21 protein-coding genes and 2 pseudogenes are annotated in these 21680 nt (G+C 70.1%); 11 read left to right on the top strand and 12 right to left on the bottom strand.

Translation table 11 applies throughout. The features are described from left to right. Positions 1 to 247: 247 nt before the first annotated feature. Positions 248 to 1285 (bottom strand): chitinase, encoded by a 1038-nt coding sequence (locus ABZT06_RS00435; RefSeq protein WP_355732595.1) that lies wholly within the window; start codon positions 1283 to 1285, stop codon positions 248 to 250. Positions 1286 to 1471: 186 nt separating this feature from the next. On the opposite strand from ABZT06_RS00435, the pseudogene ABZT06_RS00430 reads away from it, so the two are divergent. The 4 genes and pseudogenes from ABZT06_RS00430 to ABZT06_RS00415 all read left to right on the top strand — a co-directional run. After that, a pseudogene (locus tag ABZT06_RS00430) lies at positions 1472 to 1714 on the top strand (diaminopimelate decarboxylase); the annotation flags it as partial. Positions 1715 to 2012: 298 nt separating this feature from the next. Then, positions 2013 to 3086 carry an aromatic ring-hydroxylating dioxygenase subunit alpha gene (locus ABZT06_RS00425; RefSeq protein WP_355732592.1) on the top strand — a complete coding sequence of 358 codons (1074 nt, stop codon included), beginning with the start codon at positions 2013 to 2015 and terminating at the stop codon, positions 3084 to 3086. After that, on the top strand, positions 3083 to 3280 hold the full coding sequence (locus tag ABZT06_RS00420) for a hypothetical protein (RefSeq protein WP_355732589.1): 198 nt from the start codon (positions 3083 to 3085) through the stop codon (positions 3278 to 3280). Before ABZT06_RS00425 ends, ABZT06_RS00420 begins: the two co-directional genes overlap by 4 nt. Then, on the top strand, positions 3277 to 4215 hold the full coding sequence (locus ABZT06_RS00415) for a PDR/VanB family oxidoreductase (RefSeq protein ID WP_355732586.1): 939 nt from the start codon (positions 3277 to 3279) through the stop codon (positions 4213 to 4215). The genes ABZT06_RS00420 and ABZT06_RS00415 overlap by 4 nt, the downstream gene beginning before the upstream one ends. On the opposite strand, the pseudogene ABZT06_RS00410 reads toward ABZT06_RS00415, so the two are convergent. After that, a pseudogene (locus tag ABZT06_RS00410) lies at positions 4130 to 4490 on the bottom strand (IclR family transcriptional regulator); the annotation flags it as partial. The gene ABZT06_RS00415 and the pseudogene ABZT06_RS00410 overlap by 86 nt on opposite strands. Before the next feature lie 175 nt (positions 4491 to 4665). Here ABZT06_RS00410 and ABZT06_RS00405 point away from each other — a divergent pair. The 4 genes from ABZT06_RS00405 to ABZT06_RS00390 are packed head-to-tail and all read left to right on the top strand — an operon-like array spanning position 4666 to position 8034. Further along, on the top strand, positions 4666 to 5637 hold the full coding sequence (locus ABZT06_RS00405; RefSeq protein ID WP_355732584.1) for an ABC transporter substrate-binding protein: 972 nt from the start codon (positions 4666 to 4668) through the stop codon (positions 5635 to 5637). Continuing rightward, on the top strand, positions 5634 to 6407 hold the full coding sequence (locus tag ABZT06_RS00400) for an ABC transporter permease (RefSeq protein ID WP_355732581.1): 774 nt from the start codon (positions 5634 to 5636) through the stop codon (positions 6405 to 6407). Before ABZT06_RS00405 ends, ABZT06_RS00400 begins: the two co-directional genes overlap by 4 nt. After that, entirely contained in the window at positions 6404 to 7183 is a 780-nt protein-coding gene (locus tag ABZT06_RS00395; protein ID WP_355732578.1) for an ABC transporter permease, read from the top strand. The genes ABZT06_RS00400 and ABZT06_RS00395 overlap by 4 nt, the downstream gene beginning before the upstream one ends. 26 nt (positions 7184 to 7209) lie before the next feature. Further along, complete coding sequence (locus ABZT06_RS00390) at positions 7210 to 8034, top strand: ABC transporter ATP-binding protein (protein ID WP_355732575.1); 825 nt, start codon at positions 7210 to 7212, stop codon at positions 8032 to 8034. Here ABZT06_RS00390 and ABZT06_RS00385 read toward each other — a convergent pair. The 7 genes from ABZT06_RS00385 to ABZT06_RS00355 all read right to left on the bottom strand — a co-directional run bounded on the left by ABZT06_RS00385 (position 8003) and on the right by ABZT06_RS00355 (position 16919). Beyond that, positions 8003 to 10168 (bottom strand): discoidin domain-containing protein, encoded by a 2166-nt coding sequence (locus ABZT06_RS00385; RefSeq protein ID WP_355732573.1) that lies wholly within the window; start codon positions 10166 to 10168, stop codon positions 8003 to 8005. The two genes, ABZT06_RS00390 and ABZT06_RS00385, sit on opposite strands and share 32 nt — an antisense overlap. A 60-nt stretch (positions 10169 to 10228) precedes the next feature. Continuing rightward, the gene (locus ABZT06_RS00380; protein WP_355732570.1) at positions 10229 to 11809 is read right to left on the bottom strand and encodes an alpha-amylase family glycosyl hydrolase; all 1581 of its coding nucleotides are present in this window, start codon (positions 11807 to 11809) and stop codon (positions 10229 to 10231) included. Positions 11810 to 11835: 26 nt separating this feature from the next. After that, the gene (locus ABZT06_RS00375) at positions 11836 to 12696 is read right to left on the bottom strand and encodes a carbohydrate ABC transporter permease (RefSeq protein ID WP_355732567.1); all 861 of its coding nucleotides are present in this window, start codon (positions 12694 to 12696) and stop codon (positions 11836 to 11838) included. After that, complete coding sequence (locus ABZT06_RS00370) at positions 12693 to 13601, bottom strand: sugar ABC transporter permease (RefSeq protein ID WP_355734042.1); 909 nt, start codon at positions 13599 to 13601, stop codon at positions 12693 to 12695. Before ABZT06_RS00370 ends, ABZT06_RS00375 begins: the two co-directional genes overlap by 4 nt. Before the next feature lie 53 nt (positions 13602 to 13654). Next, complete coding sequence (locus ABZT06_RS00365) at positions 13655 to 15001, bottom strand: sugar ABC transporter substrate-binding protein (RefSeq protein ID WP_355732565.1); 1347 nt, start codon at positions 14999 to 15001, stop codon at positions 13655 to 13657. A gap of 132 nt (positions 15002 to 15133) precedes the next feature. Further along, positions 15134 to 16129, bottom strand: a complete 996-nt coding sequence (locus tag ABZT06_RS00360; RefSeq protein WP_355732562.1) for a LacI family DNA-binding transcriptional regulator — start codon at positions 16127 to 16129, stop codon at positions 15134 to 15136. A gap of 139 nt (positions 16130 to 16268) precedes the next feature. Further along, complete coding sequence (locus ABZT06_RS00355) at positions 16269 to 16919, bottom strand: hypothetical protein (protein ID WP_355732559.1); 651 nt, start codon at positions 16917 to 16919, stop codon at positions 16269 to 16271. Positions 16920 to 17143: 224 nt separating this feature from the next. On the opposite strand from ABZT06_RS00355, the gene ABZT06_RS00350 reads away from it, so the two are divergent. Beyond that, complete coding sequence (locus tag ABZT06_RS00350) at positions 17144 to 17800, top strand: helix-turn-helix transcriptional regulator (protein ID WP_355732557.1); 657 nt, start codon at positions 17144 to 17146, stop codon at positions 17798 to 17800. A gap of 32 nt (positions 17801 to 17832) precedes the next feature. Further along, positions 17833 to 18363, top strand: a complete 531-nt coding sequence (locus ABZT06_RS00345) for a toxin-antitoxin system, toxin component (protein ID WP_355732554.1) — start codon at positions 17833 to 17835, stop codon at positions 18361 to 18363. Positions 18364 to 18386: 23 nt separating this feature from the next. Here the strand turns inward: ABZT06_RS00345 and ABZT06_RS00340 are convergent, their stop codons facing one another. Then, a complete protein-coding gene (locus ABZT06_RS00340) occupies positions 18387 to 19409 on the bottom strand; it encodes an alpha/beta hydrolase (protein WP_355734039.1) in 1023 nt (340 codons plus the stop codon). 208 nt (positions 19410 to 19617) lie between these two features. Here ABZT06_RS00340 and ABZT06_RS00335 point away from each other — a divergent pair, with 208 nt between their 5' ends. After that, complete coding sequence (locus ABZT06_RS00335; protein ID WP_355732551.1) at positions 19618 to 19857, top strand: hypothetical protein; 240 nt, start codon at positions 19618 to 19620, stop codon at positions 19855 to 19857. A 34-nt stretch (positions 19858 to 19891) separates the two neighbouring features. Here ABZT06_RS00335 and ABZT06_RS00330 read toward each other — a convergent pair whose 3' ends face one another. Beyond that, on the bottom strand, positions 19892 to 20572 hold the full coding sequence (locus ABZT06_RS00330) for a 4'-phosphopantetheinyl transferase superfamily protein (RefSeq protein WP_355732548.1): 681 nt from the start codon (positions 20570 to 20572) through the stop codon (positions 19892 to 19894). Further along, positions 20569 to 21429 (bottom strand): metallophosphoesterase, encoded by an 861-nt coding sequence (locus ABZT06_RS00325; RefSeq protein WP_355732545.1) that lies wholly within the window; start codon positions 21427 to 21429, stop codon positions 20569 to 20571. The genes ABZT06_RS00330 and ABZT06_RS00325 overlap by 4 nt, the downstream gene beginning before the upstream one ends. Positions 21430 to 21680: the final 251 nt, after the last annotated feature.

The raw sequence follows: 21680 nt of genomic DNA, 5'->3' as shown, positions 1-21680 counted from the left end.
CTCGCGAGTACGGAGGGCAGTGGCGTGATGGGTCCCGACGCTATGAACCGCGTGTTTCGGCCACGTGGCGGTCCTCGCCCCGAATAATTTCGGAACTTGTAGCGAAATCGGTGCGACGAGGGCCCGGTGCGGCGAGGGCCCGGTGCGGCGAGGGCCCGGTGCGGCGAGGGCCCGGTGCGGCGAGGGCCCGGTGCGCGTGCCGCGCACCGGGCCCTCGTTTCCCGGGGTGTTTCTGCGGGGCCTGCCGCTACTTGCGGCCGCCGCTCGTGAACTGCTCGAAGGCGTGGCTGAAGGCCCAGGTGTCCTGGGCGATGCCGGAGCAGGAGTCGGAGCCGCCGGTGCCCGGGCAGCCGCCGTTGTCGCGCTGGAGCGCCCAGAAGGAGAGCGTGTTGATCTTCTTGGCCTCGGCCCACTGCTCCACCGCGAGCGCGTTCTCGACGGTGAAGGTCTCCTCGGGGCCGTAGTCGTCGATGCCGGGCATCTCGATGATCCCGATCATGCTCCACAGCTTGGCGGAGCTCTTGTCCGGGTGGAGCGCGGCGAGTTGGCCGTGCAGCCCCTCGGCCGCCGTCGCCGTGTCGGCCGCCATGTCGTGCGTGGCGCCGTCGTAGTAGTCGAACGTCATGAGGTTGACGACGTCCACGCGCGCGTGGTTCTCGACGGCGTTCTGGAGCACGGCAAGGCCGTTGGCCTCCAGACCGTGCGTGGAGGTCGGCAGGGTGTAGGAGAACTGCACGGTGCGTCCGGTGCGCTCGGCCCAGCGCTGGACCTTGGCGATCGCCTTGTTGCGGCGGTCGATTCCGGCGGTGTTGTTGATCGAGTCGCCTTCGACGTCGAGGTCGATGCGGGTGATGCCGTACGTCGTCACGAGGCTCTTGAACACGTCGGCGACGGCGTCGACGTCGGTGCAGCTGTCGGCCAGTTCGGTGCCGGTGGTGTCCGCGGACCAGCCGCCGAAGGACGGGATGACGTTGCCGCCGCGCGCCTGGATGGTGGCGATGTCCCGGCCGAAGGTCGTCTTCGAGATCGGCTGACCGGTCTTGCCGTTCCAGTAGGCGGTGCAGGAACCCGCCGAGGCCGTCTGGAGGAAGGCCAGCGTCAGGTACTTGTTGCCGGAGGCCGCGGCCAGTGCGGCCGGGCTTTCGCCGGTCCACGACTCGAAGTAGGGGGCCGCCACCTGGGCGGGGAGGGGCTTGCCGAAAGCCGGGAGCGAGGGGGACGTCGAGGGCGCCGCGAGTGCGCCCCCTCCCCCGATTCCGACGAGTCCGGCGGACAGAGCACTCACGCTCAGACAGGACAGCAACGCACGAAGGTGACCAGGTCGTCTCACTGACGCTCCCAGGGGGAAGGGCATGCGGGGACTGCGGAATGACGGATCCGCGGGAAGAACCGTGAGCCATAATTGGACTAGACCAGCTAACTGTCAAGGTTCTTTACAGTTAACGAACCCTGGCAGGACGGGTTGCAGACTCGCCCGATCGCGATCACCCACGCCAGTGCCCAGGTCGACACCCGGACGGTGTTCATGCCGGCTGCCTGGCCCCTGCGCCTCACCGCCCACAGCCCGGACGGCACCCTCAAGCAGGGCGAACCCGTGCCCCAGGACATCGAGGGCCCGTGCTGCTTCGCCGGCGACCTGCTCGCCGAGGCCCGGCCGCTGCCCCTGCTCACCCCCGGCGACATCGTTGCCTTCCTCGACACCGGCGCGTACTACTCCTGATCCCGCCGTCCACGCAGTGCGCGTCGATCCCGACGGTCACGTCCACTTCAGGCCCCTGCGACAGGCCGAGAGCGTCGAGGACGTGCCGGCATGAACCGGCCGGTGACATCCGCCCGGAGCGACCGGCGCATTCGACCCGGCGGTGATCTGTCCCGGAACCAGACCCCGCGCGCCAACAGCCCCTGAGAGCAGGTGACTCAGCAGTCGGCTTCCGTGGGGCGGAAGCGGTGTTGCCCTGCCCCGGCGAACGTCAGGACGATGCCACCACAGCAGACAGACGGGAGCCGCAAGGATGCCTCACACGACCGCCTTCGCCAGGAACCAGTGGTACGTCGCCGCCTACAGCCATGAGGTGGGGCGCGAGGAGTTGCTCGGCCGGACGATCCTCGGTGAGCCGCTCGTCTTCTACCGGACCGAGGAGGACGGGACGCCCGTCGCACTCGCCGACCGGTGTGTGCACCGCCGGTTCCCGCTGCACGAGAAGCCGAGCCGGCTCGACGGCGACCGGATCGTGTGCGGGTACCACGGGTTCACGTACGACACCACGGGCACCTGTGTGTACGTGCCCGGCCAGAAGCGCGTACCGCGCACCGCGCGCGTCGCCTCCTACCCCGTCGTCGAGCTGGACTCCCTGATCTGGGTCTGGATCGGCGACCCGGCGCTCGCCGACGCCGACACCATCCCGCGGGCCAGGCACCTCGACTCCCCCGGCTGGGTCACGGTCCGCGGCATGGAGCCGATCGACGCCGACTACGGCCTGCTGGTCGACAACCTCCTCGACCTCTCCCACGAGACGTATCTGCACGGCGGTTACATCGGCACCCCCGAGGTGGCCGAGACGCCGATCACCACGGAGGTCGACGAGGGCGCCGGCATCGTACGGGTGAGCCGGCACATGGACGACGCCGAGTGCCCCCCGTTCTACGCGAAGTCCACCGGCATCGAGGGGCGGATCACGCGCTGGCAGGACATCGAGTACCACGCCCCCTGTCTGTATCTGCTGCACAGCCGCATCGCCCCGGTCGGTGTGCTGCCCGAGGCCGACGGCAGCGACCCGAACGGCTTCCACACCGAGATCACCTACGCCATCACGCCGTCGAGCGACGGTCACGTGTACGACTTCTGGATGGTCTCGCGGGACTGGGCGATCGAGGACGCCGAGGTCACCGAGTTCCTGCGGGGCAACAACCACACCGTCGTCATGCAGGACGTCGACGCGCTCAACCTCCTGCAGAGGACGCTCGGCACCGAGCGCTCCGGTTACCAGGAGCTGAGCATCAACATCGACACCGGTGGTCTCGCCGCCCGCCGTATCCTCGCCCGTCTGGTCGAGGAGGGCGACAAGCCCGTGGAGAAGGTCCTGTGAGTGCGGGAGCCACCGGGGAGATCTACCGCATCGACTGGCTGCCGGGCACCGACGTCCTGCACGGCACCTGTCACTGCGGCCGCGAGCACACCTCGCAGGATCCGATCGAGATGTGGGAGTGGATGCTCGCGCACCCTAACGGACACTCCCCGCAAGAGCCCCAAGGACACGAGCCGCAAGGAAACAGTTCATGAGTGACGCCTACGAAGCCGAACTCGTCGTCGACCGCAGGGACCCGGTGGCCGACGGCGTGCTCGCCCTCACCCTGCGCCACCCGCTGGGCGAACAGCTCCCGCAGTGGGAGCCCGGCGCCCACATCGACGTGGTGCTCGGCCCCGGCCTCGAGCGGCAGTACTCGCTGTGCGGCGACCCCTCGGACCGTACGTCCTGGCGGATCGCCGTGCTCCGCGAGCCCGCGGGACGCGGCGGATCCGCCCATGTGCACGAGCAGGTGGAGCAGGGCGGCAAGGTCCGGGTACGTGGTCCGCGCAACCACTTCGCCCTGCGCCCCGCGCCCCGCTACCGCTTCATCGCGGGCGGCATCGGCATCACCCCGATCCTGCCGATGCTCGCGGCGGCGGAGGCCGCGGGCGCGGAGTGGACCCTGCTGTACGGCGGACGCACCCGCGAATCCATGGCGTTCACCGAGGAGTTGGGCCGCTACGGCGACCGCGTCACCGTCGCCCCGCAGGACGAGACCGGCCTCCTTGACCTCGCCTCGGTGCTGGACGGCGTCCCCGAGGGCACCCTCGTCTACTGCTGCGGGCCGGGCCCGCTGCTCGACGCGGTGGAGGCACGCTGCCCGGCCGGGCTGCTGCACGTGGAGCGGTTCACGCCGAAGGAGCAACCGGTCGGCGAGAACACGGAGTTCGAGGTCGAGCTGGCACAGTCCGGCACGACGGTCACCGTCGCACCGGACGTGTCCGTGCTCGACGCCGTCCGCGCGAGCGGTGTCGAGGTGCTGTTCTCCTGCACCGAGGGCACCTGCGGCACCTGCGAGACCGACGTCCTCGACGGCACCCCGGACCACCGGGACTCGGTGCTCACGGACGAGGAGCGGGAGGCCGGGGAGACGATGATGATCTGTGTGTCCCGGTGCCGGGGGAAGAAGCTCGTGCTGGACCTGTAGCCCTCCGCAGGTCGGCCTCGATGCCGGCCACGGTGTCTCCAGCAGCGCCGGCAGCAGATCCCGCCGTACCGCGGCGAGTGTCGTACACCCCGCCCGCACGGGGATGTCGACCGCCGCCACCACTTCGCCGCCCCGGTCCCGCACCGGGGCGGCGATCGAACGCGGTCGGCGGAGACGACCGTGCGGGCGGTGAGCGGGGTCAACTCGGCGCGCGGGAGCCGTACTTCGTTGTCCTCCTCCGGCAGACGGGCGAGGATCACCCGGCCGACCGCGGTCTGCGTCGGACATCGTCACCCCCAGCAAGTAACTGTCAACAATATTGTCAGCCAAAGGTGTTGACCCCGCCCCCGCGAGCCCCATACCTTTCGCGCTGAGCACCACTGTGCGGTCTGCGCACAGCCTGTCGAAAGCACAGCCTGTCGGAACAACGAAGTCTGCACAGGAGGAGCCATGCGTCGTCTGCTCACCGCCCTCGCGGCCGGAGCATTACTGGTCACCGCGTCGGCCTGTGGTTCGTCCGGCGACTCGGGGGCCTCGGACTCGGGATCGTCGTCCGGCGGCACCACCACCGTAAAGCTCGGCCTCATCCCGATCGTCGATGTCGCGCCGGTCTATCTGGGCCAGAAGAAGGGCTTCTACGCCAAGCACGGGCTCAAGCTCCAGATATCGACCGCGTCCGGCGGCGCGGCGATCGTGCCCGGGGTCGCCAGCGGGCAGTTCCAGTTCGGCTTCTCCAATGTCACCTCCCTGCTGATCGCCCAGTCGTCCGGAGTGCCGATCAAGGCGGTCTCCAACGGCATCGCGTCGACGGGCGTGGCGGGCAAGGACTTCGCGGCCATCGCGGTGAAGAAGGGCAGCTCGATCAAGTCCGCCAAGGACCTGGAGGGCAAGAAGGTCGCCATCAACACGCTGAAGAACATCAACGAGTCGGCGGTGCGCGAGTCGGTCCGCAAGGACGGCGGCGATCCGGACAAGGTGAAGTTCGTGGAGCTGGCCTTCGACCAGATGCCGGCCGCTCTCGACGGCGGCCAGGTCGACGCGGCCTGCGCGGTCGAGCCCGCGCTCGCCACCATCAAGGGCCAGGGAGGCCAGGTGATCGCCTCCCCGATGGTGGACGTGGCCGCGAACACCACGGTTGCCCTGTACTTCACCTCGACGCGGTACCAGCAGCAGAACGCCGATGTGGTGAAGAAGTTCCAGGAGGCCACCGCCGAGTCCCTCGCCTACGCCGACGCCCACCCGGACGAGGCCCGCCAGATCATCACGACGTACACCAAGATCCCGGCGTCGGTGCTGGCACAGGTGACCCTGCCGAAGTGGCCGGCCGAGCCGAACAAGGAGTCCATCGAGGCGCTCGCCAAGCTGGGCGAGGAAGACGGGTTCTTCAAGAAGACCCCCGACGTCGACGCGCTGCTCCCGTGAGGTTCCAGAACGCGGCGCTGGGCGCCGCCGGGCTCGCGGCCTTCCTCGCGCTGGGCGAGGCGGTGCCGCGGCTCGGGCTGGTCAAGGAGGAGTACTTTCCGCCGACCAGCCGGATCGCCCGCGCCCTCGCCGACGAGCTCTCCGCCGGCACCTTCTGGACGGCGCTCGGCGACACCCTCACCGGCTGGGCCCTGGGCCTGGCCATCGCCGCCTCGGCGGGGATCGTCCTCGGCGTGGTCGTCTCGGTCGTGCCGTATCTGCGCGAGGCGACGGCCTCGACGATCGAGTTCCTGCGCCCGATCCCCTCGGTCGCCCTCATCCCGCTGGCGGTGCTGCTGTACGGCAGCGAACTGCGCTCGGTGCTGTTGCTCGTCGTGTACGCCAGCTTCTGGCAGGTCCTCATCCAGACGCTCTACGGCGTCCAGGACGTCGACCCCGTCGCCGACGAGACGGCGCGTTCGTACGGCCTCGGCACCTGGGCGCGAGTCCGGCACGTGCTGTGGCCGACCGCGCTGCCGTACGTGATGACCGGCGTCCGGCTGGCCGCGGCGGTCGCTCTGATCCTCGCCATCACCGGTGAACTCGTCATCGGGGCACCGGGGTTGGGCGCCCGTATCGCGGTCGCGCAGAACTCGCAGGCGGTGCCGGAGATGTACGCGCTGATCGTGGTGACCGGTCTGCTGGGGCTGCTCATCAACGTCGGCGCGCGTACCGTGGAGCGACGGGCGCTGGCCTGGCACCAGTCGGTGCGCGGGGAGGTGGCGGTGTGAAACGGCTCGCTCTGCGGCTGCTCTTCGTCCTCGCGCTGCCCGCGCTGCTGGTCGTGGTCTGGTGGCTGGCGTCGGACGGCAGCACCAACGTCTTCTGGCCGCCGCTGCGCACGATCGTGCGGACCTTCCCGGACGTGTGGACCGGCGAGCGCCTGCGCGACGACGTCCTGCCCAGCATCTGGCGTCTGACGGCCGGTTACGCGCTGGCGGCCGTCGCCGGCGTCGCCGTCGGCACGGTCATCGGTTCCTACCGGCGGGTGCGGGCGGTGTGCGAACCGGTCCTGGAGTTCCTGCGGGCGGTCCCCCCGCCGGTCCTGATCCCGGTCATCATGCTGTTCGCGGGCATCGGCGACACCATGAAGGTCACCGTGATCGCGAGCGGCTGCGTCTGGCCGATCCTGCTCAACACCGTCGAGGGCGTGCGCGCGGTCGACCCGGTGATGCTGGAGACGGCCCGCTCCTACGGCATCACCGGCCCGTCACGCCTGCGCGACCTGGTGCTGCGCTCGGCGAGCCCGCAGATCTTCGCGGGCCTGCGTCAGGCCCTGTCCATCGGCATCATCCTGATGGTCATCAGCGAGATGTTCGCGGCCAGCAACGGCATCGGCTTCACCATCGTCCAGTTCCAGCGCAGTTTCGCCGTCCCCGACATGTGGACCGGGATCCTCGTCCTCGGTCTCCTCGGGTTCCTGCTCTCCCTCGTCTTCCAGCTGGTCGAGCGGCGGGCCCTCGCCTGGTACCACGGCCTGCGCGCCTCGACCCGGCGGTCCCCGTGAAGCACCCGAACGCGAAAGGGCGGTCCATGCACGCGCTTCTTGGCGTATCCGGCCTGAAGAAGGTCTACGAGGGGTCCGGGCGCCGGGTGGAGGCGGTGCGCGACCTCACCTTCACCGTCGACGCGGGCGAACTCGTCTGTCTCGTCGGCCCGTCGGGCTGCGGCAAGACGACCCTGCTCAAGTGCATGGGCGGCCTGCTCACACCGACCGCCGGCGAAGTCCGCCTGGCGGGGCGGAAGGTCAGCGGTCCGCCGCCCGGGATGGCCTTCGTGTTCCAGGAGTACGGCCGCAGCCTCTTCCCTTGGATGCGGGTCGCCGAGAACGTCGAACTCCCCCTGAAGCAGAAGGACTTGAGCAAGGTGAGGCGACGTGAACTGGTCGCCGACGCGCTGGAGTCCGTGGACCTCGCGGAGGCCGCCGGGGCCTATCCCTGGCAGCTCTCCGGCGGTATGCAGCAGCGCGTCGCGATCGCCCGCGCCCTCGCGTACGAGCCCGAGGTCCTGCTCATGGACGAGCCGTTCGCGGCGGTGGACGCACAGACCCGGGCCGACCTGGAAGATCTCGTACGACGGCTGTGGCGGGAGCGCGGCATCACCATCCTGTTCGTCACCCACGACATCGACGAGGCCGTGTACCTGGGCGAACGCGTGATCGTGCTGTCCGCCTCCCCCACCGTCGTGCAGGAGCAGCTGAAGGTCGATCTGCCGGACGACCGGGACCAGTTGCACACGCGGGTGGCCCCGCGCTTCGCCGAACTGCGCACCCATGTGTACGAGCAGATCCAGGCGGCGAAACGCGGGGTCGTGCGGGACGCTCCGGTCACGGAGTCGAGTACGCCTCCACTTCACTGAACTGGCCCGCGGACCAGCCGGTGTTGGCGCTCACCGACAGGCGCAGATACCGCAGGCTGGTGCCGCCGGGCAGGGAGACGGTGGCCGTGTTGCCGGTCGCCGGGTCGAAGCGGTAGCCCTGGGCGCCGACGACGGTGGTGTAGGTGCCGCCGTCGGTGCTGCCCAGCACGGTGACGGTCTGGGTGCGGGCCTGCCAGGCGCTCTGGGGAGGCAGCTTCAGGACCAGCCTGCGCACCGGCCCGGCCGTTCCCAGGTCCACCGTCCAGGACTGCGGGAAGGCGTTGTTGGTGGACTCCCAGTAGCTGTTCGCGTCGCCGTCGACCGCCCTGCCGGGCGTGTAGACGTCCTGGGAGCCGGTCGCGGTGGCCGGGCGGCCCTTGGCGAGGTTGCGATTCGGGTCGGGGTCGGGATTGCCCTGCCCCGGCTGCGGCCAGGTGGAGCAGTCCGACCAGGTGGTGTTCCAGCCGGAGTTGCCGCCGCCGTCGGTGAGGGCGAAGGTGCCGGAGTTCGCCGGATAGGGGCAGTTGTAGACGCCGGCCGCGCCGACTCCCGTCGCCGTGGTGTTCCGGAAGGTCGCGGCGCCCTGGGCCTCCGCCTGCACGACGACCGTACCGGTGGTGCGGACGGTCGCGCCGTCCACGGTGACGTTCCGTACCGGGTAGCCCTGTCCCCCACCGGACACGAACTCGAAGGCGCTGTAGGGGCTGTCGGTGATGGTCGCGTTGGTGATGTTCACCGTGGCGTTGATGGCGCTGTCGTAGGAGTCGACCCGCAACGCGCCCATCGGGTGGTTCCAGTTGGGGTTCATCGCGCCGGTGCGGACCAGGGTGTTGCCGTCGACCGTGATGGTGCCGGCCAGCGGGAAGAACGGGTCGAGGAACTTCTGGTTGGAGATCGCGATGCCGCTGCCGAGGGCGTTGGTGTCGGAGACCAGGTTGTTCCTCACCGCGATGTCGGTGCCACCGTAGATCGCGATGCCGTTGGCGAGGTTCGGCTGGCTGATGGTGTTGTTCTCGAAGCTGCTGTTCGTGTCGGGGGCGTAGAGCGACCACATGGCGAGCGCGTCGTCGCCCTGGTTGCGCAGGAAGTTGTTCCGAACGCGTACTCCGCGGGCGTTGCCGTTGAGGTTGAGGCCGTCGGCCGTCGTGTCGAGGAAGCGGTTGTTCTCCACGACGAGGTTGTCGTTGTTCCCCGTCAGCCAGAGGCCGACCTTGAGGTGCTGGAGCCACATGCCGGACACGCTGGAGTTCGCGCCGAGCGAGCCGTTCACGAAGTTGTCCGGGCTGGAGTCGACGCGCTCGGTGACCTCGCCGACGACCGCGAAGTCCTTGATGTGGACGTTCCCCGAGGAACTGGACTGGTCGATGAACCGGGAGGAGTGGACGATCGAGTGCCAGCTTCCGGCGCCCTGGAGGGTGACGTTCTGGACGCCGCTGAGGGCTGACGTCAGCCGGTAGTCGCCCGGCGGGATCCAGACCACTCCCCCCTGGGCGGCGGAGATCGCGTCCCTGAAGGCCTGGGTGGAGTCGCCGTTCCCGGTGGGGTCGGCGCCCTTGGAGATGACGGACACGGATCCGGCGGGCTGTCCGGTAGCCGCCGCGACCTGCTCGAAGTCGGCCACGTCGACGCTGACCTGGACCCCGTTGGCCTCGAAGGCGACCTTGTCGCCCGCCTGGACGCTCTGGCCGAGAACGAGGCGGGCGTTGTCGAAGAAGTGGTGGGTCCTGGCGCCGGGAATCCAACTGGTGTCGATGTAGGAGTACTTGGAGGTCACTGGGAGCGTCTTCGCGAGTCTGGTGCCGTTGACGTAGACGTTCAGCGTGCCCGACTGGCCGTCCGGGACGCTGTAGGCGACGTTCACGGCGTCGGCCGCGCGCGGCAGGGTGAACTCGACGCGCTGGCCGGAGGTCAGCCGTACGGCCTGCCTCCCTGACGCCTCCGAGGCGAGCGTGCCTTGCGTGTGGTCCGGGCCGATCTTCGTGCCGGTCGTGGTGGCGGACTCGGCCTCGACCGAGGTGAAGGGCAGGGTGGCGCCCGCGACCGCGTGGGCGGTGGGCGCGGTGGCGGTGAGGAGCCCTGCGGAGAGGGCGACCACCGTCATAGCAGCTGGCATGCCCCTGACAGACCTGTACATGTGCTGATCCCTTCGTGTGGGGGTGCTGCGGTATCAGCGATCCGGGTGATCTGCTCGGTCTCAGCTCTGCAGCCAGACCGCTGTGTCCTTCGGCAGCCGGCCCTCGGGGTCCAAGGGCCCGCTGGCGAGCAGTAGTTCGGTGTGCCCGGGCAGGTGCGCGGCGGTGCCGGCAAGATTCACCACGCACAGGGCCCCGCCGGCACGGGCGAAGGCGAGGACGCCCTCGGGCGCGGACAGCCAGGTGAGCGGGCCGTCGCCGAAGGCCGGCCGGATCCGGATGGCCTCGCGGTAGAGGCTGAGCATCGACCCGGGATCCCCGGCCTGCCGGTCGACCGCGTACGACGCCCAGCCGGCGGGCTGCGGCAGCCAGGGCTCGCCGCCGAACCCCGCATGAGGCGCCGCGGCCGCCCACGGCAGCGGCACCCGGCAGCCGTCCCGCCCGGGGTCCGTGCCGCCGGAGCGGAAGTGCATCGGGTCCTGGATGCGGTCGCGCGGGATGTCGGCCTCGGGCAGGCCGAGTTCCTCGCCCTGGTAGACGTAGACGGCTCCGGGCAGGGCGAGCGAGAGGAGGGCCGCCGCTCGGGCGCGCCGGGTGCCGAGGGCGAGGTCGGTCGGGGTGCCGAAGGCCTTGGCCGCGAAGTCGAAACCGGTGTCCTTACGGCCGTAGCGGGTCACCGTGCGGGTGATGTCGTGGTTGCACAGCACCCAGGTGGCGGGGGCGTCGACCGGGGCGTGCTCGGCGAGGGTCGTGTCGATCGAGGTGCGCAGTCGCCCGGCGTCCCAGGGGCAGGACAGGAAGGAGAAGTTGAAGGCGGTGTGCAGCTCGTCGGGGCGCAGATAGCGGGCGAAGCGTTCGGTGTCCGGGAGCCAGACCTCGCCGACGAAGACTCCATGGTACTCGTCGGCGATCGCTCGCCAGGAGCGGTAGATGTCGTGGAGTTCGTCGCGGTCGACGAAGGGGTGCGGGCCGGGGCCGTCGGCGAGGTCGGGCAGCGCGGGGTCCTTGGCGAGCAGGGCGGCGGAGTCGATGCGGACGCCCGCCACCCCCCGCTCGAACCAGAAGCGCAGGACGTCCTCGTGCTCCTGCCGGACGGCCGGGTGGGCCCAGTCGAGGTCGGGCTGTTCCGGGGTGAACAGGTGGAGGTACCAGTCGCCGTCGGGCAGTCGCGTCCACACGGGCTCGGTGGAGCCGACGAACTGCGACGGCCAGTCGTTGGGCGGGAGTTCGCCATGGTCACCGCGTCCGCGCCGGAAGTGGAACAGCTGGCGTTCCGGGGTGCCGGGGCCCGCCTTGAGTGCGGCCTGGAACCAGGGGTGCTGGTCGGAGACGTGGTTGGGCACGATGTCGACGATCGTGCGGATGCCCAGCTCCTGTGCCTCCGCGATCAGCTTCTCCGCCTCGGCGAGGGTGCCGAAGGCCGGGTCGACGGCGCGGTAGTCGGCGACGTCGTAGCCGCCGTCCTTCATCGGCGAGAGGTACCAGGGGTTGAACCACAGGGCGTCCACGCCGAGTTCGGCGAGATACGGCAGCCTGGCGCGGACGCCGGCGAGGTCGCCGGTACCGTCCCCGTCGCCGTCGGCGAAGCTGCGGACGTAGACCTGGTAGATGACGGCGGAGCGCCACCAGTCCTGCTGTGCCACGGGGCCTGCCTTTCTGCGGATGGGGGTCAGCCCTTCGTGCTGCCCGCGCTGATCCCGGCGACGATGTGCCGCTGGAAGACCAGGAAGAGGGCGACCATCGGGATGCTGGCGATCACCATCGCGGCGATGAGCACGGTCAGTTGGATGTTCTGCGACAGCTGGACGAGTGCCACGCTGATGGGCTGCTTGTCGGTGTCGGAGAAGACCATCAATGGCCAGAGGAAGTCCTGCCAGACGGCGACGAGGGCGAAGATCGACACCACCCCGAGGACCGGCCGTGACATGGGCAGCACGATCGACCACAGGGTGCGCAGCTTTCCGGCCCCGTCGATCTCGGCGGCCTCCAGCACATCGCGCGGGAGCTGGTCGAAGAACCGCTTGAGCAGGTACAGGTTGAACGCGTTGGCGGCAGCCGGCAGCCAGATGGCGAGGGGGTCGTTGAGGAGGCCGAGGTCGGCCACGGTCAGGTACTTCGGTACGACCAGGGCCTGGGCGGGGACCATCAGCGTGGCGAGGATGCCGCCGAGGATCACCTTGCCGAGGACGGGGTTCAGCCGGGACAGTGCGTAGGCGGCGGCCGTGCACAGGACGAGCTGGAACGCCCAGGCACCGGCGGCCTGGACCACCGTGTTCCACAGGTGCTGCGGGAGCTGCATGAGGTCCCAGGCATCGGTGTAGCCCTCCAGGTGCCAGTGCTCGGGGACGAGGGTGGGCGGGGTGCGCGTCACCTCGTCCGGCGACTTCGCCGCGCCGGTCACCATCCAGTACACGGGGAAGAGGAACGCGAGCGCGAAGAGCACGACGACCGTGGTGAAGACGGTCCAGTAGAGGGCTTTGCCGCGCGGGCGGGCGAGCGTCGCCGGTGAGACGAGGGTGCGGGCGCTCATGCGAGATCTCCCTCCGGGGACCGGGTGAGCCGCAGATACCCGGCCGAGAAGGCGCCCAGCAGCACCAGGAGCATCACGCTCAGCGCACACGCGCCGCCGAAGTCGTTGTAGAGGAACGCGTACTTATAGATCAGGTAGAGCACGGTGACCGTGGCGTTCTCCGGGCCGCCCCCCGTGATCACGAACGGCTCGGTGAACACCTGCATGGTCGCGATGACCTGAAGGAGCATCAGCATGAGGATGACGAACCTGGTCTGAGGGATCGTCACATGACGGACGCGCTGGCTGAGGTTCGCGCCGTCAAGTTCCGCGGCCTCGTACAGCTCGCCGGGGATGGACTGGAGGGCGGCCAGGTAGATCAGGACCGTGCCGCCCATGTTGGCCCAAGTGGCCACGATCACCAGGGAGACGAGTGCGGTGTCGGCGCCGTTGGACCAGTTCGAGGTGGGCAGGTGCAGGAAGCGCAGTACCTCGTTGGCGAGGCCGGCCCCCGGGTCGTAGAACCACTTCCAGAGCAGGGCGCTGACCACCGGCGGGATCATGACGGGCAGGTAGACCACCACGCGGAAGAACGCCTTCGCGTGCCTCAACTCGTTGAGCACCAGAGCCATGACGAAGGGGATGGCGAAGCCGATGAGCAGGGCCAGCAGGGTGAAGGTGAGGGTGTTGCGCCAGGCCGCCGTGAACTCCGGGTCGTGCCAGACGCGGGTGAAGTTGGCGGTGCCGACCCATTCGGGATCGGAGCCCGGCGTGTACTTCTGGAAGGCGATCACGACGGCGCGGATCGCCGGGTACCAGGAGAACAGGGCGAAGCAGACGAGTCCGCCGAGGAGGAAGCCGTAGGCGCGGGCCTGGTCGGCGAGGCGGCGCCGCCTCCGGTCCCCTGCGGGAGGCGGCGCCTGCATCAGGGGTACGGCGATGGCCACGTGGGGCGGGCTGTCCACCGTCTTCACGGGGGTCAGCTCCGGGCCAGGATGCCGTCGATCTTGCCGGACGCGTCCTCGAGGAGCTGGCCGATGTCGGCGTCCTTCTTGGTGAGGACGGCAGAGACGGCGCTGTCGAGGACGGAGTAGATCTGCTGGGCGTTCGGCGGCTCGATCTTCGTCTTCAGGCTCTGGTTGCCGTCGAGGAAGGCCTGGTAATTCTCCACGGGCACATTGGCGTTGGCCTTCTTGACCTGCTGGTCCTTGGCGTCGGCGGCGCCCGTGAACAGACGCGGCTCGGGCAGGCCCACCGGGGCGTCGGCCTTCTTCGCACGGGCGTAGTCGCCGAGGAAGCCCGCGCCGGGCCTGAGGAACATGTGGTCGAGCCACTTCAGGCCGGCCCTGATCTGGTCGGGGCTCGCCTTCTTGTTGAACATGTAGCCGTCGCCGCCGATGAGGGTGCCCTTGCCGCCGGGCATGGGCGCGAGGGCGAGGTCCTTGTAGTCGCCGCCCTTCTCCTTGACCAGGATCGGGATGTTGTCCGGGGCGGAGAGGTACATGCCGAGCTTGCCCGAACCCATCATCTGCTGGACGTCGTTGATGACCAGGAGCTGCTTGCTGCCCATGGAGTCGTCGGCCCAGCGCATGTCGTGGAGGTTCTGCAGGACGGCGTGGCCGTCGGGGGTGTCGATGGTGGCCTTCTTGCCGTCGGCGCTGACGACGTCGCCGCCCTGGGAGTACAGCTCGGCCGTGAAGTGCCAACCGCCCTGGTTCTGGGCGCTGTAGTCGGCGTACCCGACCGTGCCGTCGCCGAGCGCGGCGATCTTCTTGGCGTCGGCGCGCAACTCCGCCCAGGTGGCCGGGGGTTGCTCGGGGTCGAGGCCGGCCTTCTCGAAGAGCTTCTTGTTGTAGATCAGGCCCATCGAGTAGCCGGTGCGCGGGATGCCGTAGATCTTCCCGTCGACGGTGTAGATGTCGCGGAGTTGCTGCTGGAGGGTGTCGTAGCTCTTCAACTCCTTGACGTAGGGCGTGAGATCGGCGGCCTGGTTGATGTCGACGACGTGCTTGGCGTCGGTGAAGTACGTGTAGAAGACGTCCTCCATCTGCCCGCCGGCGAGCTTGGCGTCGAAGGTCTTGGGGTCCTGGCAGGGGAAGGCGTCGTGCGCGACGACGTCGATGTCCGGGTGCCGCTTCTCGAAGGACGCGATGTCCTGTTCGAAGAAGCGCCGGTCGACCTTGGCGCTCTTGGGCGGCATGCAGTTGACCGTGATGCGGGTCTTGCCGCTCGCCGTGTCGTCGCCCGATCCACAGGCGGATACGGCGAGGGCAAGGGAACAGACGCTGAGCGCGGCGAAGGTACGGCGAAACCCGGTGCTTCTCATCGGTGGACCCCTCGTGGCAGGAGCGGTGGGCGCCGCACACTCAAGCACCGCCGACATCTGCCCGCAAGATGTCACGCAGAATCTGTAATTATTCGACAGAGTGATGGCAGGACAGCGCCAGAGCCGTGGACCTCAGTCGCGAGGGGCCTGCGCGGTGGAGCCGCGGACCACCAGCTCGGGTTCGAAGAGCAGTTCCTCGGGCGGTACGGCACTGCCGCCGACCTGAGCGTTCAGTAGCTCCACGGCGGCGCGTCCCATGGCCTCGATGGGCTGGCGGACGGTGGTCAGCGGGGGTTCGGTGCAGTTCATCAGGGCCGAGTCGTCGTAGCCGACGACCGACACCTGGCCCGGCACGTCGAGCCCCTTGCGGCGGGCGGCCCGGATGGCACCGAGCGCGAGGGGGTCGCTGGCACAGATGAAGCCGGTGACCCCGCGGTCGATGAGCCGGGCGGCCGCCGCGTGGCCGCCCTCGATGGAGAACATGGCGCGTGCGACCCGCTCGTCGGGCAGTTCCCCGAGGCCCTGCGCGGCGGCCAGCTTGCGCGCCGACGGCATGTGGTCCGCGGGCCCCAGCACCAGGCCGATCCGCTCGTGTCCCAGGGAGGCGAGGTGCCGCCAGGCCTGCTCGACGGCCACCGCGTCGTCGCAGGACACGCCGGGGAAACCGAGGTCGTCGATGGACGCGTTGACCAGCACCACCGGGATGTTCCGGTCGGCGAGCCGCCGGTAGTGGTCGTGCGGCGCGTCCGCCTGGGCGTAGAGCCCGCCGGCGAAGACGACCCCGGACACCTGCTGCTGCAGCAGAAGATCCACGTAGTCGGCCTCGGACACCCCGCCCTTGGTCTGCGTGCACAGCACCGGTGTCAGCCCCAGCTGGGCCAGCGCCCCGCCGATGACCTCGGCGAACGCCGGGAAGATCGGGTTCTGCAGCTCCGGCAGCACCAGGCCCACCAGCCGTGCCCGCTCGCCGCGCAACTGTGTCGGCCGTTCGTACCCGAGGACGTCCAGCGCGGACAGGACCGCCTGCCGGGTGCCCTCGGAGACCCCCGGCTTGCCGTTGAGCACCCGGCTGACCGTGGCCTCACTGACCCCGACCTTCTTGGCAACCTCGGCAAGTCGTCGCGTCATGCACGCAAGAATAGCGCAAGAACCGCAAGCGGCTTGCGTAGAGCGGAGCACCACCGTTCAACGGAGTACCACCGTTCAGCGAAGCACCACCGTTCAACTGACGAGGCGCCGTCGACGACCTGAACGCCGACGGTGCCCGTCAGGCCTCGGGGGTGGGCACCACCGTGAGGTGGGCCGCCGTGCGCCGCGGGCGGCGCCTGGTGGGAGCCGGGCGGAGCACCAGCGTCAGCCGCGTGTAGCCGAGGTCGCGCAGGGTGCGCGGGGTCTCGTCGACGACCCGGCAGTCGGTGGCGCCCCAGCGCGGGTCGGGGTGCACCAGGGGACGTACGGCGCCGTCGTGCTCCACGGCCTGTTCGCCGACCGCGCGGATCCAGTGCGGCAGGCCGTGCCGGTAGGCGGCGTCCATGATCGGGTCCTGGGCGATGTCCCGGCGGATCGCCTGGAGGCCGTGGTCGTGACCGTGCCGCTCCACCGCGGCCGCGAAGTGCGCGAGCATCGGCAGGCACCACCGCGACTCGTGCTCGCCGAGGACGCTGCTCGCGTCGGGATGGAAGAGGACGAACCGGAGGAAGTTGTCACCCGGCATGGCCGTCGGATGCGGACCCACGGCACGGAAAAGTGACGCGAAAGCGGTGTTGGCGAGAACGACGTCCCAGCGGTGGTCGACGACGACGGACGGGAAGGGGACGGCTTCCAGGAGCGTGGCGTAGTCCTGAAGGTACGCCTGGGCTTCCAGCCCCTCGGGGACGGGCCGCAGTTCCGACCGCTGCCCACCTGCCTGATATGCCATCGGGAGGTCACCCCTCTTGCCTATGCGGCCTTCACGCGGCGCCTTGATCCTGCTTCCCCGTGCCAAGTGGTGTCAACTATCGTGGCATTCCACAGCGGTTGACGGCTGAAATTGGCCACAGTTGTGGCGAGACCTGGATGTGAGTTCGAACAACGGGCTACTCTCCGGGAAGTTCACGGCGACCGCCTGTGAGAAGTCGGGTGAGAGACGTAGGAGATCTGTCGGTGTCGGATGGCTTCGAGAGCCCGGACGACGCGGCAACGGTCGTGCTGACGGCCGTCGTCGCCCGCGTCACCGCACTCGCCGGCCGGCTCGGCGTGCCGCACGCGCAGGTCTTCGACACCGGCCGCCTGTCCGTCGCCTCCGGCGTCCCCGAACCCGTGGTCAAGGCCCTGCTGAGCGGGCGCCCGGCGGGTGAACCGGACGTCCAGGCGCGGTTCCTGCAGCGGCTGGACCTGTTGCGCCGCACCCGGCTGAAGCCCAACGGGCGCAAGTACACCCAGCAGGAGATCGCCGACGGCGCCGGCATGTCGCGGCAGCAGGCGGGCGCCCTCATCAACGGCGACCGGCGTCCCACCATGGAGCACTGCGACGCCATCCAGCGGTTCTTCCGCGTGCACGCCGGGTTCCTGACCGCGGAGGACCCCGAGGCGCTCGCGGGTGCCCTCCAGCACACCGAGCAGGAGCTCCTGCACAAACTCGCCGACCGGGAGCGGGAGGCCGCGGCGGCCACCCGCGACCCGTTGGAGCGGCTGCTGCAGGACCACGGCGTCCGCGGGATCGCCTGGCGGGCCGCGCAGCTGCCCACCGACCAGCACCGTGACAAGGTCGCCGAGTGGCTGGACATGCTCCTGGAGAGCGTCAAGCGGCCCGAGTCCTGATCCGGGAGACAACTGTGGGCATCGGTAGGCACATGCGCCGCCTGAGCGGCGAGCTGGTGGCGGAGCTGGAACTGGACGCCCCGGCGCGGCCCGAGGACCTCTACGGCGCCCTGTGCGACGCGATGAGCAGACGCCGGGGCCGCCCGGTCCACTTCCGTACGGCACCCTTCCCGCCCGGCACCGCCAGCGGGCTGTGGCTCGACATGGCCGACCAGGACCTCGTCGTGATCGAGGAACGCACCGCCCCCGACCACCAGTTGGTCATCCTCGGCCACGAGCTGTGGCACATGAACGCCGGCCACTGCTCCCACCACGTCGAGGGCGCCGCGGTCGCGGCCCGCCTCCTCCACGACGACGCCGATCTCCAGGCCACCGTGCGCAAGGTCGCCGCCCGCAGCCGCTTCGAACTCGACGAGGAGCGGGAGGCGGAGAGTTTCGGCCTGCTGCTGGCGAGCAAGTGCCGGACGTGGCTGGCGGGTTCACCGCTGCGGGGTCCGGTGCAGCGGGACCGTCTGGCGGGGCGGATCGAGGCGTCGCTGGGGTATCTGGGTCCGCAGGGCTGAGAGTTCACCGCAGTCACCGAAGGTCACGTCGCGCTGCGCTCGCTGGCCTCCCGCAACTCCCGCTCCCCACCGGGTGCCCGCCCGCCTTCCGGGCTGCCCTCCCGCAGCAGCTCCCTCCAGTGCTCCCGGCTCCAGTCCGCCGGGGCCGTGCCGGCGGTGAACTCCTCGACCAGGGAGACGAAACGCGCGGGGTCGGCGTGGAAGGGGAAGTGGCCCGCGCCCTCGAAGATCTCCAGCCGGCTGCCCGGCATCGCCTCGTGCGCCCCGAAGGCGTGCCGTACGGGCACCACGCTGTCCCGGTCGCCCCACAGCAGCATGGTCGGCATGCCCTCGGTGAGATAGCAGCGGTCGAGCATGGTGACGACCTGGCCGCGCCAGTCGACGACCGCGCGCAGGGTGCGGATGAAGGCGTTGCGGGAGGTCTCGTCGGGGAGGGAGTCGACGAGGTTCAGCAGGTCCGGGGCGTCCTGCCCGAGGTCGGTGTCCAGGAGCTTCATCAGGCGGACGGCGAGGCCCACTTGGAGCCGCATGCCGGGCAGCCGCAGCGAGGACAGCATGAGGTGCGCGCCGGGCAGGGAGACCAGCCGCAGCACGGGGTTGACCTCGCGGCCCACACCGCCCGCGCTGACCAGGATGAGCCGCTCGGTGCGCTCGGGGAACTGGTAGGCGAACTGCATGGCCACTCCCCCGCCCAGCGAGTGCCCGACGAGAGTGGCCGACTCGATGCCGAGGGTGGTGAGCAGATCACGGACGCCGTTGGCGTACGCGGCCACCGAGTAGTCGGCGCGCGGCTTGTCGGAGTCGCCGTGGCCGAGCAGGTCGGGGGCGATCACGGTGTGGGTGCGGGCGAGGTCGGGGATCAGTTCGGCCCAGGTGGCGGAGGAGTCACCGATGCCGTGGATCAGGACGAGCGGCGGCCCCTCGCCCGCCATGCGGAAGGCACGGCGGTACCCGTGCACCACGCGGTACCGCAACTGCAGTTCTGCGTCGCCCACCGGGCGCAGCCGGACGGCGCGCACCGGGCGCCGGCGCGGGTCGTCGACCACGTGCTCGCCCTCCGTACTCCAGGCCGCCATGCGGCCGCTCAAAGCCCTTCCTCCCAGCGTAGAACTGCTTTCCGCACGGTGATTTCGGGGAGGTTTCGCCCCCGCTAAGCGGGCGGGGGGACGGGCGCGGAAGCCGGATTGTCAGTGGTGGGCGGCAAGCTGGAGACGCACACCCATATGACCGGCAACGACTTGGGGAGAGCCGCCGATGCCCACCGCCGTACTGACCGACCGTGAGCGCACCGCCGTCCAGGCGTATCTGCGGCTGCTGCACACGGTCCGAGCCGCCTTCGACACCGCGGCCGGCCCGCCCGACACCGCCCGGCCACCGGTCGTCCCGCCGGCGGTCCTCGCCGAGGCCGAACAGGCCCTGGCGGACGCGGGGCTCGCGGGCAACGAGGAGGCGTTCTTCCGGCTGCTGCAGAGCTGGTGCCCGCCGGAGGCGTAGGGGGCGGGGAACGGCGGGGGGCCGTGCCGTGCGTTCAGGCGTGCGGCACGGTCACCGAGGTCGCGACCAGGCCGTCCCGGACCGTCCAGCGGCCCTCGAGGACACCGCGCCGCTCGCCGCCCACCAGCGGGCCGGGGACGAGGAGTTCGGCGCGCAGGGTGCCGCCGGAGGGCTGTCCGGGGTCGACGCGGATGTCTATGTCGGCCTCGCTGAAGTCGAGCCACCTGCCGGTGAGCGGGAACCACGCCTTGTAGACGGACTCCTTGGCGCTGAACAGCAGCCGGTCCCAGTGGACGGCGGGGTACACCTCGGCGAGTTCCCGCAGCCTGACCCGTTCACCCGGCAGGGAGACGCTCTGCAGCACGCCCTCCGGGAGCGGTCCGTGGGGTTCGGCGTCGATGCCGAGGGAGGCCAGGTCGGCGGCGCGGACCAGGGCGGCGGCGCAGTAGCCGTCGCAGTGGGTCATGCTGCCGGTGAGTCCGGCCGGCCAGCGCGGGGCGCCGCGTTCCCCGGGCAGGACCGGCTGCGGTGGCACACCGAGCTTCTCCATGGCCCGGCGTGCGCAGGCCCGCACGACGGCGAACTCACGGCGGCGTTTGGGGACCGCGGGTGCGATGAGCGCGGCTTCCTCGGGGTACAGCGCGGCGTTCTCCGGCTCGTCGTGGCCGTACACCTCGACGGCCACCACCGAGTCCGGCAGGAGTTCCTCGATCACAGCGCGCCGACCTCCCTGGGCACGATCCGGCGCAGCCGTCCGGGCGGCTCCGGCCGCTTGCGCCACTCCCTCGGGTAGCCCACCGACACCTCCTCGAAGCGGACGCCCTCGTGCCAGGTGGTCCGCGGGATGTGCAGATGGCCGTAGACCATGGTCTCGACGCGGAACCTGCGGTGCCAGTCGGCGGTCAGGGTGGTGCCGCACCACATGGCGAACTCGGGGTACCACAGGACGTCCGTCGGGTGCCGGTCCAGCGGGTAGTGGTTGACCAGGACGGTGGGCAGGCCGTCGGGGAGCGCGGCGAGTCTGCGCTCGGTCTCGGCGACCCGGGCCCGGCACCAGGCCTCGCGGGTCGGGTAGGGGTCGGGGTGCAGCAGGAACTCGTCGTTGCAGACGATGCCGGTGCCGTGCGCGTACTCCAGGCCCTGCTCCTTGGTGGTGCAGCCGGCCGGCAGGAAGGAGTAGTCGTACAGCAGGAACAGCGGGGCGACGGCGACGGGGCCGCCGGGGCCGTCCCAGACCGGGTAGGGGTCCTCGGGGGTGAGGACGCCGATCTCCCGGCACATCTCGACGAGGTGCTCGTAGCGGGCGACCCCGCGCAGGGTGACGGTGTCCTTCGGGTGGGTCCACAGTTCGTGGTTGCCGGGGGCCCAGACGACCTGGCGGAAGCGGCCGGCGAGCGTCTCGAGGGCCCAGCGCACGTCGGCGACGGTCTCGGCGACGTCACCGGCCACCAGGAGCCAGTCGTCGTCGGTACCGGGGCGCATCTCCTCGACGAGGGAGCGGTTCTCCGGGTAGCCGATGTGCAGGTCGCTGACGGCCAGCAGCTGTGCCGCCCCACCGGCCGTAGACGTCACCTCTCGCCCCCTCCGCGCGCTCGAACGGGACCACGAGAACACATTTGGTTTCCCGGTACAAGAGTGGACCGGGGCGACGGAGCTTCATGATCGGAAATTCCGTAACACGGGTGTTGCACGCGTGGCCCCTGGAAAGCCGTATGATCGCCCCAACACCACCGCATGAACATCCCTTCGCCAGGGGCGGTTTGGTGTCCCTCCAATCACCCTGCCCGGGCACGGGCCCGCTTCGCCGTGCCCGAAAACCCCGA

It is taken from the genome of Streptomyces sp. NPDC005483 (assembly GCF_040606035.1).
Taxonomy (GTDB): domain Bacteria; phylum Actinomycetota; class Actinomycetes; order Streptomycetales; family Streptomycetaceae; genus Streptomyces.
The sequence above is the reverse complement of the archived record's forward strand: the minus strand, read 5'-3'. Positions and strand labels throughout refer to the sequence as shown.